Annotated in this window: 14 protein-coding genes; 11 read left to right on the forward strand and 3 right to left on the reverse strand. The window is 46.5% G+C overall.

Going from position 1 to position 16,501, the window contains the following annotated elements; translation table 11 throughout:
• Window positions 1–69: 69 nt before the first annotated feature.
• A complete protein-coding gene (locus ABH008_RS04195) occupies window positions 70–648 on the reverse strand; it encodes a FlhC family transcriptional regulator (RefSeq protein ID WP_347988597.1) in 579 nt (192 codons plus the stop codon).
• Entirely contained in the window at window positions 641–931 is a 291-nt protein-coding gene (locus tag ABH008_RS04200) for a hypothetical protein (protein ID WP_347988598.1), read from the reverse strand. Before ABH008_RS04200 ends, ABH008_RS04195 begins: the two co-directional genes overlap by 8 nt.
• Window positions 932–1,238: 307 nt before the next feature.
• On the opposite strand from ABH008_RS04200, the gene ABH008_RS04205 reads away from it, so the two are divergent.
• The 11 genes from ABH008_RS04205 to ABH008_RS04255 all read left to right on the forward strand — a co-directional run bounded on the left by ABH008_RS04205 (window position 1,239) and on the right by ABH008_RS04255 (window position 13,304).
• Window positions 1,239–1,925: a transglycosylase SLT domain-containing protein gene (locus ABH008_RS04205; RefSeq protein ID WP_347988599.1), complete on the forward strand. Its 687-nt coding sequence runs from the start codon at window positions 1,239–1,241 to the stop codon at window positions 1,923–1,925.
• Between the two features lie 10 nt (window positions 1,926–1,935).
• Window positions 1,936–2,247, forward strand: a complete 312-nt coding sequence (locus ABH008_RS04210; RefSeq protein ID WP_347988600.1) for a flagellar transcriptional regulator FlhD — start codon at window positions 1,936–1,938, stop codon at window positions 2,245–2,247.
• The gene (locus ABH008_RS04215; protein ID WP_347988601.1) at window positions 2,244–2,852 is read left to right on the forward strand and encodes a FlhC family transcriptional regulator; all 609 of its coding nucleotides are present in this window, start codon (window positions 2,244–2,246) and stop codon (window positions 2,850–2,852) included. Before ABH008_RS04210 ends, ABH008_RS04215 begins: the two co-directional genes overlap by 4 nt.
• A 245-nt stretch (window positions 2,853–3,097) precedes the next feature.
• Complete coding sequence (locus ABH008_RS04220; protein WP_347988602.1) at window positions 3,098–3,376, forward strand: addiction module antidote protein; 279 nt, start codon at window positions 3,098–3,100, stop codon at window positions 3,374–3,376.
• A gap of 5 nt (window positions 3,377–3,381) precedes the next feature.
• Window positions 3,382–3,912, forward strand: a complete 531-nt coding sequence (locus ABH008_RS04225) for a sigma-70 family RNA polymerase sigma factor (RefSeq protein WP_347988603.1) — start codon at window positions 3,382–3,384, stop codon at window positions 3,910–3,912.
• 88 nt (window positions 3,913–4,000) lie between these two features.
• Window positions 4,001–5,038, forward strand: coding sequence for a FecR family protein (locus ABH008_RS04230; RefSeq protein ID WP_347988604.1), 1,038 nt, complete (start codon window positions 4,001–4,003; stop codon window positions 5,036–5,038).
• A gap of 275 nt (window positions 5,039–5,313) precedes the next feature.
• A complete protein-coding gene (locus tag ABH008_RS04235; RefSeq protein ID WP_347988605.1) occupies window positions 5,314–7,902 on the forward strand; it encodes a TonB-dependent receptor in 2,589 nt (862 codons plus the stop codon).
• 220 nt (window positions 7,903–8,122) lie between these two features.
• Window positions 8,123–8,665, forward strand: a complete 543-nt coding sequence (locus ABH008_RS04240; RefSeq protein ID WP_347988606.1) for a sigma-70 family RNA polymerase sigma factor — start codon at window positions 8,123–8,125, stop codon at window positions 8,663–8,665.
• Window positions 8,666–8,921: 256 nt separating this feature from the next.
• Window positions 8,922–9,785: a FecR domain-containing protein gene (locus ABH008_RS04245; protein WP_347988607.1), complete on the forward strand. Its 864-nt coding sequence runs from the start codon at window positions 8,922–8,924 to the stop codon at window positions 9,783–9,785.
• Between the two features lie 110 nt (window positions 9,786–9,895).
• Window positions 9,896–12,442 (forward strand): TonB-dependent receptor, encoded by a 2,547-nt coding sequence (locus tag ABH008_RS04250; protein ID WP_347988608.1) that lies wholly within the window; start codon window positions 9,896–9,898, stop codon window positions 12,440–12,442.
• Between the two features lie 241 nt (window positions 12,443–12,683).
• The gene (locus tag ABH008_RS04255) at window positions 12,684–13,304 is read left to right on the forward strand and encodes a hypothetical protein (protein ID WP_347988609.1); all 621 of its coding nucleotides are present in this window, start codon (window positions 12,684–12,686) and stop codon (window positions 13,302–13,304) included.
• Here the strand turns inward: ABH008_RS04255 and ABH008_RS04260 are convergent.
• Complete coding sequence (locus ABH008_RS04260) at window positions 13,294–16,491, reverse strand: conjugal transfer protein TraG N-terminal domain-containing protein (RefSeq protein WP_347988610.1); 3,198 nt, start codon at window positions 16,489–16,491, stop codon at window positions 13,294–13,296. The two genes, ABH008_RS04255 and ABH008_RS04260, sit on opposite strands and share 11 nt — an antisense overlap.
• Between the last annotated feature and the right edge of the window lie 10 nt (window positions 16,492–16,501).

Genomic DNA, 16,501 nt, shown 5'->3' on the forward strand with positions numbered 1-16,501 from the left:
GTTTCTGGCTTCACGAACATTCTCTTTGATCGTCAACTAGCGACCTGAACAAAGAAATTTATTATTTTTTTAAGTCGATGAAATCCAGCGCCGGCGGCCAGTACTATCGGTCCAGGTTTCGCAAATTGGGCATTTATCAAACAACTCATCTTTTTTGTTAACGATTAAGTGTCGAGCTTTACATTTTTGGCAAACGGTAAAACCTAATTCAAGGGTTTTGAACTGCTGGATGATTTGCCAGGCGCGGTTGATATCCAGCACTCTGAAATTTTCGAAATTCTGTTCACGCCTACTAGGCTTTGAATTATTGGCGACCACCCGGCAATAAAGCCCGTAGGCATTTACAAACTGCTTACCGTATTCGACATTGGAAGTTGCACAATTCAAATGGCCATGAATAATGCCTAAAAAAATTGAGGCATGCAGGTTGTTGACCGATGAACGGATAATCCAATGATCATCCCAAGGCAGCAAGCCCTTTTTGGGTGATTCTTGATTTGCGATCTTATAAATGCGTATCGCCGTTTTTCTGCTAATAGCACATAAATGACAGACCATATGAGTTCTGGCTCCCAATGCAAACAGCTTTTCGGCAAGCATTAGTTCAGCTCCAAATTTCGACAAATCAACAAATCCAGCATTACTCATAAACAGCATCCTTGTTCTGGCTTTGATCTGTGTGGATTAGCAACGCCGCATAAGCCGTGGTTGAAGCTTCGAACTGGCCAATTGGCAACAAAGTGATTACAGCCCGGTTAATAGATGACTGGTTTTTGATTTCCTCCATAGACAATGCGGCAAATTCAGAAATTCGGTCTGGATCTAAACCAAATCGCCATGCGGCTTCCATGGGATTGCTTCTGGCGCATTCTCGAGCCAGCATCAGGTACTCAAAATTTAATTGCGTCAGATCTTCTTCTAAAGTCGACATGTTTTTTCCTGCCATTAGTTATGAATTTGGTGGCTATGCTAATGGAATAAATTGGTAATCGTCACGCACGCAAAGTGACCCTTTTGGGTCAGATTTCGTGCAAAGTCTTACCGGACGTGGCTTTCAGAGGATTAGATTGATAATTGATGTCGGTTTAAATATAACGTATTGATTTTGTTTGAAATAAATGAATGCAGTAAAAATTTAACAAGTAAATAGGTCGATTAGGGTCTTTTTTTGAACGATTGAAGTATGGATTTTTTCAGTAAACTCATGTCATCAACACAAAGTTTCAAACGCCATTGCTATGAAAGATTTAACTCACCCTTTTTTCGTGACAGAAATCCGCATTTTGAAAAATCACTTTAGGTCGATACTTGCCAATAATCTCTCGGCAATTATTTCTATCTCGTTTTTGTTCGGTGCAGTATTAAGTCAGCCTTGCTTAGCGCACCCAAATGTGGCTTTATCGACAACACCACTTCCGGAAAATCAGCTTAATAAACCGAGATTTTTGCCAACAAAATTGCAAAATACCCTTTGGTGGCAAATAGCCAAACAGCATGAACTCGATCCCTATATTCTTTACTCAGTAGCATTAATCGAATCGGCTAACAGTGGTGGTACGACAAAAATCACACCATGGCCTTGGGCTATCAACAAATCTGGGAAGTCTATCCAATCTGATACTCGACCTCAGGCACATGCCATTTTGAAAAAATCCATTGCCGAAGGTAATCGGCATATCGATATTGGATTAATGCAAATTAATCTTCACTGGCATGGAAATCGTGTCGGTAAACCCGAGGATTTATTAGACCCAGTTACCAATCTGAAAATCGGTGCCGGACTATTGGCGGAAGCGATTCAATCTTCGCCTAATGACCTTGTGATGGGAATTGGTCGATACCACAGTTGGGAAAACATTCCGGCTGCCATGTTATACGGACGTCGGGTTCTTGCCTTGGCGGAACAAATCAGGAATGTGATTTGAGAGGTGATTTATGGATGAAGATATCTACAACCTACATTTAGATTACCTAATCTTGGCGCAGAAGTTGGTGCTGGCAGGCATGGAACATAAAGCTATGTTCAGTCTTGGTTTAACGCAGGAAGCTGTCGCGATACTAAAAAAACTACCCTCCTATCAATTAAAAAATATTGCTCGCAAAGAGATTCTTTCATTTACTCCAAGGTTCAGCGCAGCCAACTGGAGTAGTTATCTTCATAATGAAAAAATCGCCCCTGATCAGGATGCAACTGAGATTCGTGCACGAGAGTTTTTAAAACTTATGCCCAGCCCAAATACAAAATGATGAAAACGCGCTATTTCTATGAGGACCATCTTCGAGATCATTATTTTGCCTATGAACTTTTAAAGCGAAAATTACGCACTTCCTATGTCAAAGCACAAATTAAATCCATAAGTACTCGTGAGTTACGTTATATTTATCGCTCAATCCATCAAAAAAGACCTCAGTCTGGTCAAATCCAGATTGTCACCACCATCCCGATTTGCCGAGAATCTTTTCTTTATTTGGCATTATTTGTATCCATTTTCCAAAGCACCAGCCTAGCAGATACTCAGTCACAATTGGACGTGTCAGCAATCATTTTTGCGTGGGATACATTCTGCCAAATTTTTCCGGATCATATTCGGGATAAACGGCCATTTGGGAAAATTCGTCCAGCTAATTTCAATGAGGCGTGGGTGATCATTCAAAGTTTAAGAAAAGGACTAGTGGAATTGCAATTCTGCACTACATGCCGCCATAATTATTTAATTGTGCACAACTGCCAATTCACTTCGGTATGTCAAGTATGTGAGCTGGATAAAGCCAGAAAAGCTTCACTAAACTCTATCTCAACCCTTTTAAAATACCCAAAAAGAACTATTTCAGGCCTTTTAATTGCCGAGTAAAATTCCAGCCAGCGAGACCTAAAGAGTGCGCGCTTGTACTTGACCCTACCTGCGATGGCGGTATAGCGTATCTGGAAACTGAGCTCGCTGCCGCAACTCTCAAACGGAGCGAAATACATAGTTCGTATCCAACCTAATTTGTATTCGGCTTGTATTGCTCATCCCTCGAATAGTAAAATCAGCCTGCATTTTACTTACTATGGGTAATCAGAACCCTGAATTCCGGACACATTGAGGGTTTATTTATGACTGAAACCATTACCGCTTTTGATATTGCCGAACATTTGGAAATCGACGCCGATATTCAAGAGTTTTTACGTGAAACATCGAAAGCCGGCAATTCATCCGATTTTATCCACGCGCTTAATACCACTGCGCGAGCTAAGGGTATGGCCAAAGTGGCCAAGCAAGCCGGTGTTACACGAGCAAGTTTGAACAAATCTCTAGCAGCAGCTGGTAACCCTCAGTTCGATACCATCGCTAAGATTGTTAAGGCCCTTAGCTGCAAGCTAGTGGTTTCTTGATTCCAATGAGTATGATCGCATCTTCGCCACCCGATATGGCTTTATACTGGAACGAAGCCTTGGCCAAGGAATTGTTGCATTTTTTGACGGGCCGTATCAGATGCCCTGAGGCCGCCGCTGACCTTACCCATGAGACCTTTCTTCGGCTAAATCACTTTGTTAAAGAAGCTCCGCCGGATAATGCTCGCGCTTTGGCCTATCGGATTGCCATCAACTTAGCCACTGATTACCATCGTAAAATCAAAGTCCGGGAAAATGTCATGGTTGATGTCGATCCGGATCAGTTGGCTGATATGAGTATGAGCTTAGCGCCCGGTCCGGAACAAATTGTCATGGACAGGCAGCGCCTCAAACAGTTTCATGATGTCCTGGATGAGCTTCCCGTCAATTGTCGTACGGCTTTTTTGCTGCATAGCATTGACGGATTGACTTACGAAGAAATCGCCGTTCACATGGGGATTTCTGACTCCACGGTGTATAAATACTTGACCAAGGCGATTAACCATTGCATTAAACGGCTAGGTAATAGCTTATGAAGACATCCGCTCTATTTCAGGCGCAGAGTAAGTATTTATTACCCTTACACGTCTTATTTAAAAAACCAATGCGTTTTCTTAGCGTCTAATGTCCAATTCTACCCAAAATACTCAGTCGGATCCACTCACCGAAATAGCTGTCGACTGGCTGGTAAAACTGCGGGGCGGCAACCTAAGCGAAGAGGACACTCATGCTTTTGCGGATTGGATGTCGCAAGACCCGGCTCATTCCGCGGCTTTCGTCAAAGCCGAAGATTTTTTTAACAAAATGACCCTTTATGCTCGACACCCCCGTCCCGTCGATGTCGAGCCGATACCTCAAGAAAATGCGTCAACTCTGACAAAAATCGCTGCACCTAAACAAGTCGTCAAACCCTGGCTGATCATACCGCTGGCCTTGGCTGCATCCTGGCTGGTTGCAATTGGCTTGGTATTGCCCGAGCAGTCCAGTCTACTGGATAACCTGATGAGCGACTACCACACCCAGACAGGTGAAATCCGGGACATCCAGTTGGCCGATGGCAGTCATTTGCTGCTGAACACCAACACGGCGGTTTCGGTAGGCTATCAGTCCTCAAAACGCTTGATTACCCTCCACCATGGGCAAGTCCGCTTTACCGTGGCTCAGGATATTCAGCGACCTTTTGAAGTCAAAACCGATGCCTTAGTGGTCAGGGCCTTGGGGACTGTGTTTGACGTCTACCGGAAAGAAGCAGATTCGATCGAGGTAACTGTCCAGGAACATGCGGTCGCCGCCAGAATCCAAAATCCAAGTGTTCTAATCAAGGAAGATCCTTCTAGTCAGATCACTATTGAAGCAGGACAGCGATTGACGTACCAAGGCGAGGGGGCATTGCCACAACCAATCCCAGTTAATCCCGCCCTGACCTGTTCCTGGCAACAACATCGCCTGTTCATCAATAATCGGCCATTAAGCGAATTGGTTGAAGAGCTCAACCGTTACCGGATTGGCCGGATTTATTTAGCCGATAAGGAACTTGAAAACCTGCCGGTGACCGGCGTATTTCCGTTGGATAATCCCGAGGAAATTCTATCCAGTGTCCACAAGGTGTTGGGCTTGCAGGAAACCCGGCTAAATCCCTTGTGGGTATGGCTGCATAGGTAAGCAGTTCAGCAAAGACTGACATCGATAAATGAGATAAACGTTTCCGCAGTTTTTTCCAAGCCAGCGTCATGTCTTCTGCATAAACTCAGCAAAATGAGCCTGAGCTAAAAAATAATTACCTCAGGTAAAAACATATCTTATTGATAGGTTGATATTTTTTTGAAAAAAAGACAGTTAGCAGCCTGATGTTAAAAAATATTTTCAAATTTGGGTAAGGAATTGAGTGGGGTCGCGCGTGGTAATAAGGTAATTGATCTTATTTCTCAGGAGAGTACATGAGCGAGCCACTTCCAATAACCTGCAAAACCGTTAATTCTGTAGCCCTAGCCAACATCCGAAAATTCGCTGTTGCAGAACCGAACCACAAATACAGGCAGCTTCGCTTACTGACTTTGCTATTCCTGTTCTTAGGCAATACGGCCCTGGCAGACGATAGCGCCCAGCATTACCGGATACCTGCGCAATCGCTCAATAACGCCTTGATGCAGTTTGCCGCTGATGCCAATCTGAAATTGTTGTTCTCGGACGCCAAAGTATCGGACTTGAATGCCAAACCCCTGGACGGCATCCTGACGCCTAAGCAGGCGCTGGAGCAATTACTGCAAGGCAGTGGTTACACCTACCGATTTATTGATGAGCATACCGTGACGCTGGAAAAAGCGCGGACACCTCCAGCATCACAGCTTAACAGTTCCGACCCAATCACCTTACCCAAGGTTTCAGTTGTCGGTAATACCATCAACGATGTCAAAGACCCCTACAACGAAGACTATTTATTACCCAACGCCACCAGCGGCACTAAGACAGACACGCCAATTATGGAAACGCCGCTGAATGTACAAGTGATTTCCAAGCAAGTACTTAAAGACCAGCAGGTGATCCGGCTTGACCAAGCCTTGAATAACGTTAGTGGTGTTACCACAATTTCAGGTAATGATTCTGGTAACGGTGACGCGTGGTTTTTGCGGGGGTTTCAAACGAACACCTTGTTCAGGAACGGGTTTCGGATGGACAACTTTAACGGCTTTGCCAATAGCCAACAGTTTGCCAATGTGGAAAGTGTCGAAGTGCTTAAAGGGCCAGCAGCTATTCTTTATGGGCGGGTCGAGCCAGGCGGCATGGTCAATATTGTTACCAAACAACCCAAAGCTACGCCGTATTATTCATTAACCCAGCAATTCGGCTCCTATGACTTATTCCGTACCAGCATTGATGCGACCAGTCCATTAACCAAAGACGACACCTTGTTGTACCGAATGAATGCTTCCTTCCAAAGCAATAATACCTTTCGCGATCAGATTAAGAATGAGGATGTATTTCTGGCGCCGATTATGAAGTGGAATATTAGTCCCCGTACCCAAGCTACGCTAGAGATGGAGTACCAGCATCAGAATACCAATTTCGACTACCAAGTTTTACCATTCGCCAACAACAAGTTGCAGAACTTGCCGCCCAACCGGAACCTGAATGAGCGTAATCCTTTGGAGATCGAAGAAATATTCGCAGGTTTAAATTGGTCACACCAGTTTAATGATGATTGGGCTATCAAGCACCAGGTCAATTTTAAAAGGCGCGATCAAAACCTGCCGAAAATTGTAACAGTTGGATTCATAAATCTGGACAACCGACAAGCGGATCGAACTGTTTCCGCGACCCATATTAATAACGACACAATTGCGACTATCCTGGATTTAACGGGACATTTTAAAACAGGGTTCCTTGACCATACGCTTTTGTTGGGTGGCGATTATTATCGGGCTGACTTTTTGCAAAAAAGCTTGGACATGGATTATGGCAATGACCCCGTCACTGTCTCAAGCATCAACATTGACAACCCCATTCATCCAGGACAACCGGATCTCAATCCGCATATAAGATCCTCCTTTAAGCAAAACGTAGATAATTATGGCTTATACCTGCAAGACCAGATAAAGTTGCCTTATAACGTTCATGTGATGGGGGGCTTCAGGTATCAATATATTCACCAGGTCACACAATCGGGTGACGCCAATGGGATATTCACAATTGCTGATTACAATCCACCAACTACAGCAGATGCCGTAACGCCGCGGGTCGGCTTATTATGGCAAGCCCAAAAGTGGCTAACTTTATATAGTAATTATGCGGAAAATTTTGGCGCAAATCCGTTTGGTGTCGCCTTTGGCGGCCTGGATCCCTCAGGAAATCCTTTACCTGGTAAAGCACTGCCGCCAACCAGCGCCCAACAATGGGAAATTGGCTCCAAGGCCGAATTTTTTGACGGCCGATTAAGGGCGACGCTGGCTTATTACGACCTTACCAAACAGAATGTTGCTACGACAGATTACATAGCAGGCCATGAATGCAATGGTGGTGGGCCATTAAGTTGTACCGTTGCAGTTGGTGCGGTGCGTAGCAAGGGACCGGAACTCGACATCCAGGGTGAAATTTTGCCAGGCTGGAACGTGATTGCGACTTACGCCAATCAGGATGTCCGCGTCACTAAAAGTAATGACCTCCAAGGCGCTGCTGTCGTCGGCAACCGCCTCCAACTTACGCCCCGGAATATTAGTAGCGTATGGACGACTTACGAAGCACAGAACGGTGAGCTTAAAGGGTTAAAAATCGGCGGCGGCGTGAAGTTAATAGATAGCGTGTTAGATGGCCTTAACCAATTTAAATCCCCTGGCTATGCATTAGTAGGTCTGTTGGCAGGCTATAGTTTTAATGTCGGAAAATCTAAAGTAACCGCGCAATTTAATATCGATAACCTGCTGGACAAATCCTACATTTTCAATGCTGTGCCCATATCAGATGCAAACTATAGCGCTGTTACCTTCAGTACGCCGCGTACATTTATGGGATCGATTAATATCCAGTATTAGTCTCCATTGACCTTTCAACTTTAGGTCAATCTTTCAGGTAGGGCACACACAGTTCGTGCCCTGCCTCTCGGAATATCATTAGGTTTCATCAAAACCTTTCCTCAGCTAAAATCGATGATGATCGGTTTACGTCTGCAACGCCCATCGGGTACCTTTCCAAATTTAGTGATTTATAAGATAATTTCAGGAACACTCGATTTTTGCACTGACCACATTCACGATGACAGCATCCTCGCCACCTGATATGGCTTTATACTGGAACGAAGCCTTGGCCAAGGAGTTGTTGCATTTTTTGACGGGGCGCACCAAATGCCCGGAGGCCGCCGCCGACCTGACGCATGAAACCTTCCTGCGTTTCCATCAATTCATCCAAACCACTCCACCTGATAACGCCCGTGCCTTGGCATTCAGTATCGCCGTCAATTTGGCCACTGATTACCAGCGGAAAATGAAAGTCCGGCAAAAAGTCATGGTGGATGCGGAACTTGACTCCAGCGGCCTTGCTGATGAACAAGCTACGGCGGACAGCGGGCCGGAGCGGATTGTCATGGCTCGCCAACAGTTGCATCTTGTTTACGCTGCGCTGGAAGAACTCGCCGTTGACTGTCGTAACGCCTTCATCATGCACAGCATCGATGGCCTGACACAAGCGCAAATTGCCTCCACTTTAGGCGTTTCCCAGGTCCAAGTCTACCGGCTGCTGATTAAGGCCATGAGCCATTGTCAGCTCAGGCTGAATGCACACAATGAACCTAAAGTATGAAAAACCACATTAAAGTGAAAACTTTAACCCGGTCAAGCGTCTTACTTAGTACCGACCACCATTTGTGAACACCTTGATGCCTGCCTATAACGCCGAAGACGACTTGCCGCCTTTGCAACAACAAGCCATTGAATGGCTGATCAAGCTGCGTACCCACGAGTTGACCGAAGCTGAAACTCGGGAATTTGCCGCGTGGCTTTCCCAGGACCTTAGCCATGCCAGCGCTTTCGGCGATGCCGAAGACCTTTTCGATGTCATGACCCAAGCCGTGCAATTGAAAACCGCCGAGGCAAAACCCAACCCAAAAATCGAGCAGGAGCCTGCCGGAAGCGCCACCATCCCGCTGCTCCCCAAGCGCAGTACTCGCAACTGGATAGCCGTGCCATTGGCATTGGCTGCCTCCTGGTTGTTCGCGATCACTTTGGTGTTACCCGAACAAGCCAGCCTGTGGGACGATTACCTCAGCGACTACCACACCGGCACCGGTGAACAACGTACCATCCAGCTTGCCGACGGTAGCCAATTGCTTTTGAACACCGACACGGCGGTTTCGGTTGATTATCAAGACACTTCTCGGCAAATTATTCTCCACCACGGCCAAGCCCAGTTTACCGTGGCGAAGGATAAAACCCGCCCGTTTACGGTCAGCGCGGGCGAACTTCAGGTACAGGCTTTGGGTACGGTGTTTGAGGTTTACAGGAAGTCATCCGGCGATATTGATGTCAGCGTTCAGGAACATACAGTTGCAGCCAGCCTGACTGCCGACGGAGATCGCCTAAAAACATCAGCATCGCCGACTTTCATCCAGCAAGACCAGCAATTGCATTACACCCAAAGCAGCGGCACGCTAAATCCACCGGAAATGATCAATAGCGAACTCAGCGGCGCCTGGCACCAACACCGGGTCATTGTCAAGGATCAACCGTTAGGCGAATTGATCGCTGAAATTGAGCGTTACCGTCCAGGCCGTATATTTCTGGGTGGTAACGATCTTAGCAAGCTACGCGTTACTGGCCTGTTTTCTCTGGCTGATCCCGAAGCATCGTTGGAAAAAGTGCGGACAATACTGGGCTTAAAGGAAACCCGCCTGGGTTCCTGGTGGGTAGTCTTACACCGTTAAAAAATAAAACTATCAGAATCCTCAGCAAAAAAACGTATCCTCTGTATAAAATCACAGCCTCATTCGTCTTTGTTAGTTAATGGTGACATTAACGTTAACGAGGAGAACACATGAATGTAGGACTAAAGCCGCTACAGCAAACCAATTTGCGGAAAATCCGCCTATCCAAGCAACGCAGGATGCTTTGTACCGTGCTGGGAATAGGCTTGATTGCCCTAATCGACACTGCCTTCGCGGACGAAACCACTCGCCCTTACCATATACCGGCGCAAGCTCTCGACACGAGTTTGTTGCGACTGGCCGCCGACACCGGCCTGGAAATCCTGTTCACTGCCGACCAGATACGCGGAATGACCGGCAACAGCCTGGATGGCAATTTGACGACTAAGCAGGCGCTGGATCAATTGCTGAAAGGAAGCGGTTACACCTACCGATTTATTGATGAGCATACTGTGACTCTGGAAAAAGCGTCAACACCTCCGGCGTCACAGATTAATCAGGCCGATCCTACGACCTTACCCAAGGTTACAGTGGTCGGCAATGCAGTCTATGACGCCACAAATCCTTACAATGAAGATTACGTTCTACCGAACGCGACAAGTGGCACCAAGACAGACACGCTGATCATGGAAACGCCGTTGAACGTGCAAGTCATTTCAAAACAGGTTTTGAAGGATCAGCAAGTCATCTCCCTTGATCAGGCCTTAAGAAATGTGAGTGGCGTAGTGATGGAGTCACGCGATAACCCTAATGGTGGTTTCGGGTTGGGGACCAACTTGTACTTACGTGGATTTCAGACCAGTACATTTTTTCGAAACGGTTTCCGTATTGACAATCCTTCAGTTTCTACCATGGGCTTAAGTGATCGTCAGTTTGCCAATGTGGAGAGCGTTGAAGTGTTGAAGGGGTCATCGGCGATTTTGTACGGTCGCGTAGAACCGGGCGGCATGGTCAACGTCATCACTAAGCAACCGCTGGCAACGCCTTATTATTCTTTGACTCAACAGTTCGGTTCGTATAATACCAACCGAACCAGTTTAGATAGCAGTGGACCGTTGACGCAAGACGACACCTTACTGTACCGGCTGAACATGTCCTATCAAAATCAGGGCAGTTTTCGCGACGGCGTCAATAGTGAAAATTTCTTTATCGCGCCCATTATCAAATGGAACATTAACCCGCGTACCCAGGCAAGCCTGGAAATGGAATATCAGCACGACACTGAAGTGCAGAACGTCGGCCTTGTACCCGGCTTGAACGGACAACTGGCTAATATTCCATACAACCGGAATTATTTTGATCCTAACGGCATAAACGTCCAGGATACTTATTTCATCGGTTTAAATTGGTCACATCAGTTCAATGACGACTGGTCCATTAAACATCGCATCCAGGTCAATAAGAACAATTTGAATCTATTCAATACCCAACAGGCTGCGTTTGGTGTAAATGATGACAGCAACGGCAAGCCGATATTAACCCTTAACACCATGGCAGGCTCCTATGCGACCGATACCTATTCCACGGGTCTTGATTTGACCGGACATTTCAATACAGGAATACTCAAGCACACCCTGTTGTTTGGCGGCGATTATTACCGATATACCATGAACCAGGCATTTATGAACAATGGTTCTGTAAGCGTTAGTTTGTTAAATCCAGCCTATCCCGGTATGCTGCCAACGGCTCCTGATCCTACCCAAAACTATACCGCTAATAATCAAATCGATAATTATGGGTTTTATCTGCAAGACCAGATTCAGTTACCCTATCACATCCACTTGCTCGGGGGTATGAGATACCAATATATCCACGAAATTTTCAATATTGAACAAGGGGGGATCACTTCCGCTCTGAATCCAATTAATACAGCTGATGCAGTCACACCTAGAGCTGGTGTGCTGTGGAATCCAGAATCCTGGCTCAGCGTCTACGCTAATTATACTGAAGGCTTTGGGGTGAATACCGGGGTAGCTTATCCAAGCGGCAAACCGGTTCCGCCCACCGGAGCCAAACAGTATGAGGGTGGCATCAAGACTGAGTTTTTCGATGGACGTTTGCGGGCCACCTTGGCCTATTACGATTTAACTAAGACCAACATCCCGACACCTGTTCTTGGTAATCTTAATACAAACATGGTATCAGTCACGGGGGAAGCCAATTCACATGGACCTGAGTTCGACATAATGGGCGAAATCTTGCCTGGCTGGAATGTCATTGCCAACTATACCAATATGGCTGTCCACATTACAAAAAGCAATAACGGCGATGTTGGCAACCGATTTTATAATGTCCCGCGCAATATGAGCAAAATATGGAGCACCTATGAAATTCAGCAAGGTGATCTGCAAGGTGTCAAATTGGGCGGCGGTGTGACCATGCAGGATGATCTGCTCGGTGGTTTTGCTGGTTCTGCTCAACCTATCTCCGGTTATGCAACGGTATCCCTGATGTCGGGTTATTCTTTCAAGGTCAATAAAGCAAAGATAACTGCGCAGTTGAATGTCGAAAACCTGTTAGACAAGCATTATTACACGGGGGGTGTTAACTATCTAGGCCCCAACGGAATACCTCAATCGGCTAGCGGCTATAATTATACATTTATGTCTTTCGGCATGCCTCGCACTTTGATGGGGTCGATTAATATTCAGTACTAGTTGGCATTGAGCTTTCAACTCTAGCTCAATTTTTCAGGCAGGATTCATGTAGTTCGTGATCTGCCTATGTTGAATAATATTTGTTTCCTACAAAACCCAAAAACATACACTACCAGTGTTTACACAGGATGAGAAAACTGTGCAGCCATCATAAATTTAGGTGCCAAGCTGTATGGTTCTGCTTGGCAAATTAATTAGTTCGACGTACGATTATAAAAAATTGAAACAATGGTAATTAAAAATGTCAATTTACTTAAAATCAAGCCAACAGCCCAAGCTATCAAACCGGTTTCTTCATACTGAACCGGCAAAGTCTATCTATAGCGGTCATCACGCCACAGTCAATTGTGAATGCTGTAATCGGACTATGGTTCCCAGAGTGGTCAGTTATTACGGTCAGCCACTGAAATCCTTTTGTCCATTTTGCGGAAGTACATTCACAAAATTCCCAACAGGTTTTACTCGATTCATACGGGGGAGATATCCAGATATCCAGTCATTTTCCGTTTTTAAAAAACTTGCAGCTATAACAATCTGCTTGGTATTGCTATGGTTTGTTGCTGATTGGGGCAATCTCTCAGATAACATCAGCTTGTTTGCAGGATTCGGAACTGCATTTTTTCTTGCTATGACATTAGCTGAATTGGTTTTTCAAGGAATTGAACGTTTAGCGGCCAAGTTTTTGCATAAAAGTAACTACTACTGGGCATTATTGGTATTGGGAGCAATGATAATTGCCCATGAGCGTCGGGCGCTTGCAGGCTATGTCGCTGTATTTTTCATTATGATTATTGCTCGTGGTTTTGTTGCTGCGTTTCTTCAGAATCGAGAAAAACATAAAAAACCACATTTCAATAATTGATCAGTCCGCGAGCTCGATTGTATTGGCCTATTTGGTCAATCAGATCACTTCTGTTTTGACCAGCGGCGCTTCTTAATAATTTAGCGATATTGTTGCCATCATGGTCGCCTTCTTCATTAAGTAATTGTTGCTTGGCTTCGCCCAAACTGCCAATATTTTCACTACTCACAGCAACCCCGGCAAAGGTTTCATACATTGCGGCACGATAATAAGCTTGTTGACTTGGTGTAAGTCTGTCAGCTATTTTATTTACTCGTTGATCAGCCCAGGCTTGTGTAGCTTGAGAGAATCCGGGATAGGATTGGGATGCAGCATATTTGAAAGCATCCCATTTTTCAGCGCCTTTTGATCGGGCCTCATCGTAACTATCATTGAACTGTTTTAAGTATTCATGGCCGGCAGAACCTAAGGCTTCAAGATTTTTGGCGGTACTGTAAACTCCACCACCTATGTAGTTATATGATGCCTCTGCTGCTGACGGTGTATCGTTTGCCGCCGCAGCAATAGACGCCCTAAAATGTTCTGCCTTAATATTGGCCAGTTCACCAAAGCCTTGTCTCGATTCCTGATCGATGGCATTCAAATTTTGATCGTGATGCGCTTCAATTGATTTCTTGCCGACTGCAATTTTACCGCTGGTACTGTGAATCTGACCCTGCGCCCGATGGCTGACACCTTCGGTTTCATGCCTTGGATCGGAAAGATTAGCCTGCTGAACCATCGATTGGACTTTACCAATTTTAGGCACTTGGCTTGTAAGGTTTTCATTTTGACTGGGATTCCTATTTGAATCAGCTTTCGGCGCATTGAATGCATCCCCCAATAACTGGTAACCAGCTATTTCAGCGTTATGTGATTGCTGGCTATCCAATGTCCGATAACTCGGCGATGAGAATCCGGTTAGTAATGACATGCCTGCTGCCACATAAGCCTGATCACCATTGCTAATCCAGCCTGCCGCTTTCCATTGCGACGCTAGGCGTTGGGCGTCTCCCCTAAGACCATATTGATCCAGGGTTTGATCAAGATGTTCCATCAGCTTTGGATCATTCGCAATTTTGTATCCAGTTTCTGCCGCGCCGAAACTGGCTTGTGAACCGAAACGTTGTTGTGCCGATACGGTTTTCTGATAAGTTTCGGATGCGGAAACAGCATCGGTGGCGCTATGTTGCAGGGATGATATTGATTGGCTCTGCAAGCCCATGGATGCAACGTTTCGCGTACCAGACTGGGCATCTAGAGCCAAGCTTTTGGCGAGGCCTGCCTGATAACCCTGGCTGTCGTTGACGGTTTGGGTAATATCGGCCGCAATGGAATCGGATTTGTCCTTGCCAACTTTAAAATCATTCTGCAAACGTCCCGAGATCGCAGCCCCCAGTCTTTCATCAGACATTTTTGCGGCGGCATTGGCGCTGCCGGCCACCAGCGCCGAAAAGTGATCCGCCGATATACCAGTATCGGCATGCCTTTTGGCAAAAGCTTCACCAAACTGCCGATTATAAGCATCGGTATGACTGGAGCTGCTGGCGATTTGTTTTCCCAAAGAGTGACTATCAAACGCATCGTTGGTGATGCTACTGGATTTGGACGCCGTTGACGACAAGCTATTCATGAAACTACTGCTGGCTTGTTCGGAAGCGCTGGAAGCGGAAGAGACCGCCGCGCTCATATCCTTGCCTGCTGTAAAGCTTGGCAGGACTTTATCGCTGCCGGTCTGGGTGACCGCCGACAACGGACTGTATTGATGTTGGGGATGAGCATTCAAGACTGGCGCCGGACTCACTACGTCGGGTGTGGTGATTTTTTCATTGGCATAATCACCACCATCCATCCGTCCCAGAAAATGCGTTGTAGTCACTGCACCTCGATAAATCAGCATCAAGGAAATCGCCGGTGTCGAAGCCGCCAACATGCCACCGATTGAGAGCCATTGTTGCAACTCCATGTCCATCTGGTAAATACCCATCATGGAGGGCAAATTGTAATTGGCCGCCGTCAACGCTGACATTTTGCCAGCCGCCGACATATTGATGAACAAATTAATCACCGCCAGGATAGGCATCCAGAGCTGTATCCATAACAACATCGAGAAATAGCCGATGTTCATGCGTATACCGACACTGCCAAACAGCACTACAAACCCCATAATTGGTGCAATCGCATAGCTCAATCCCTCGATAAACGCCATCATCGGCCGGACGATTTTCGAGAACAAAGTCTGTTCCGCCGCCCATTGGGTATTGCGTTGCTGGATGGCTTGTTCGATCATGGAGGCTTTGGTCCAGTGCAGACCATCTTCATGCCTGCCGATGACGCCTTGTTCAAACATCGGCATAATGGCCGACATCAACATGTAATTGCTGGCGTTGACCACTCCTGGTCCGGCCAAAGCGTCAAACGCATCCTGAATTTTCGGTACCGCATCTGCGGCAGCTGGCACACCTAAAATCTGTTGTAACTTGGTTTCCAACGCTGTGCTGAAAGCGCCATTGGCCATCACGCCTAAAGCCGTCCAGGCATCGGTGCACGTCAGGGTTTGCGGTTGACCGCCGACATAGATTTCGGTCATGTAAATGTCGGAGTCGAAGCGAATGGCATTGAGCGGATCGGCATCGCGCAGAATGGCGTCAATGGCTTTCAGATTCAAATCGACCCCGGTCAGTGTACATTCTTTGACGTAATTGGCGAAAGAGCTTTCCATGTCGCTGCCGGCCACCGGTGCATTGGCTGCGCCTAAACCAACACGGGATAACAAATTCTTCCGAACGGCGGTCAAGGTTTGCAGGGTATCGGCAAAACCCTTGCCGGTCATGGTCGGCATCCCGAAAGCCTGTTCAAACATGCGTGTGGTACGGTAACCCATATTCGACATCACACTGCCAACCGCTGCCGGCCCCAGTGGTACATTATCGACCACCACTACACTACCGGTATAGGCATCCTCAATACTGACCTGGACTGACGGCGCATACAACATCAGCCACAGCACATACGCCAACAACAAATCCTGATAGCGTATCCCTTGACCATCAAACTGCATCAAGGCTCGTAGCATGATGATGATCACCCCGATCACGCCACCGACGGCTGCGGCAGTACGGTAATCGCCGGTTCCGGAAATCATCGACACCGCATTCAACACCGCTTGCAGATAGGCCGAATCGCCCACCGAGAAAATTTCAAACATGGGCTACCTG

The organism is Methylomonas sp. AM2-LC, from assembly GCF_039904985.1.
GTDB lineage: Bacteria > Pseudomonadota > Gammaproteobacteria > Methylococcales > Methylomonadaceae > Methylomonas.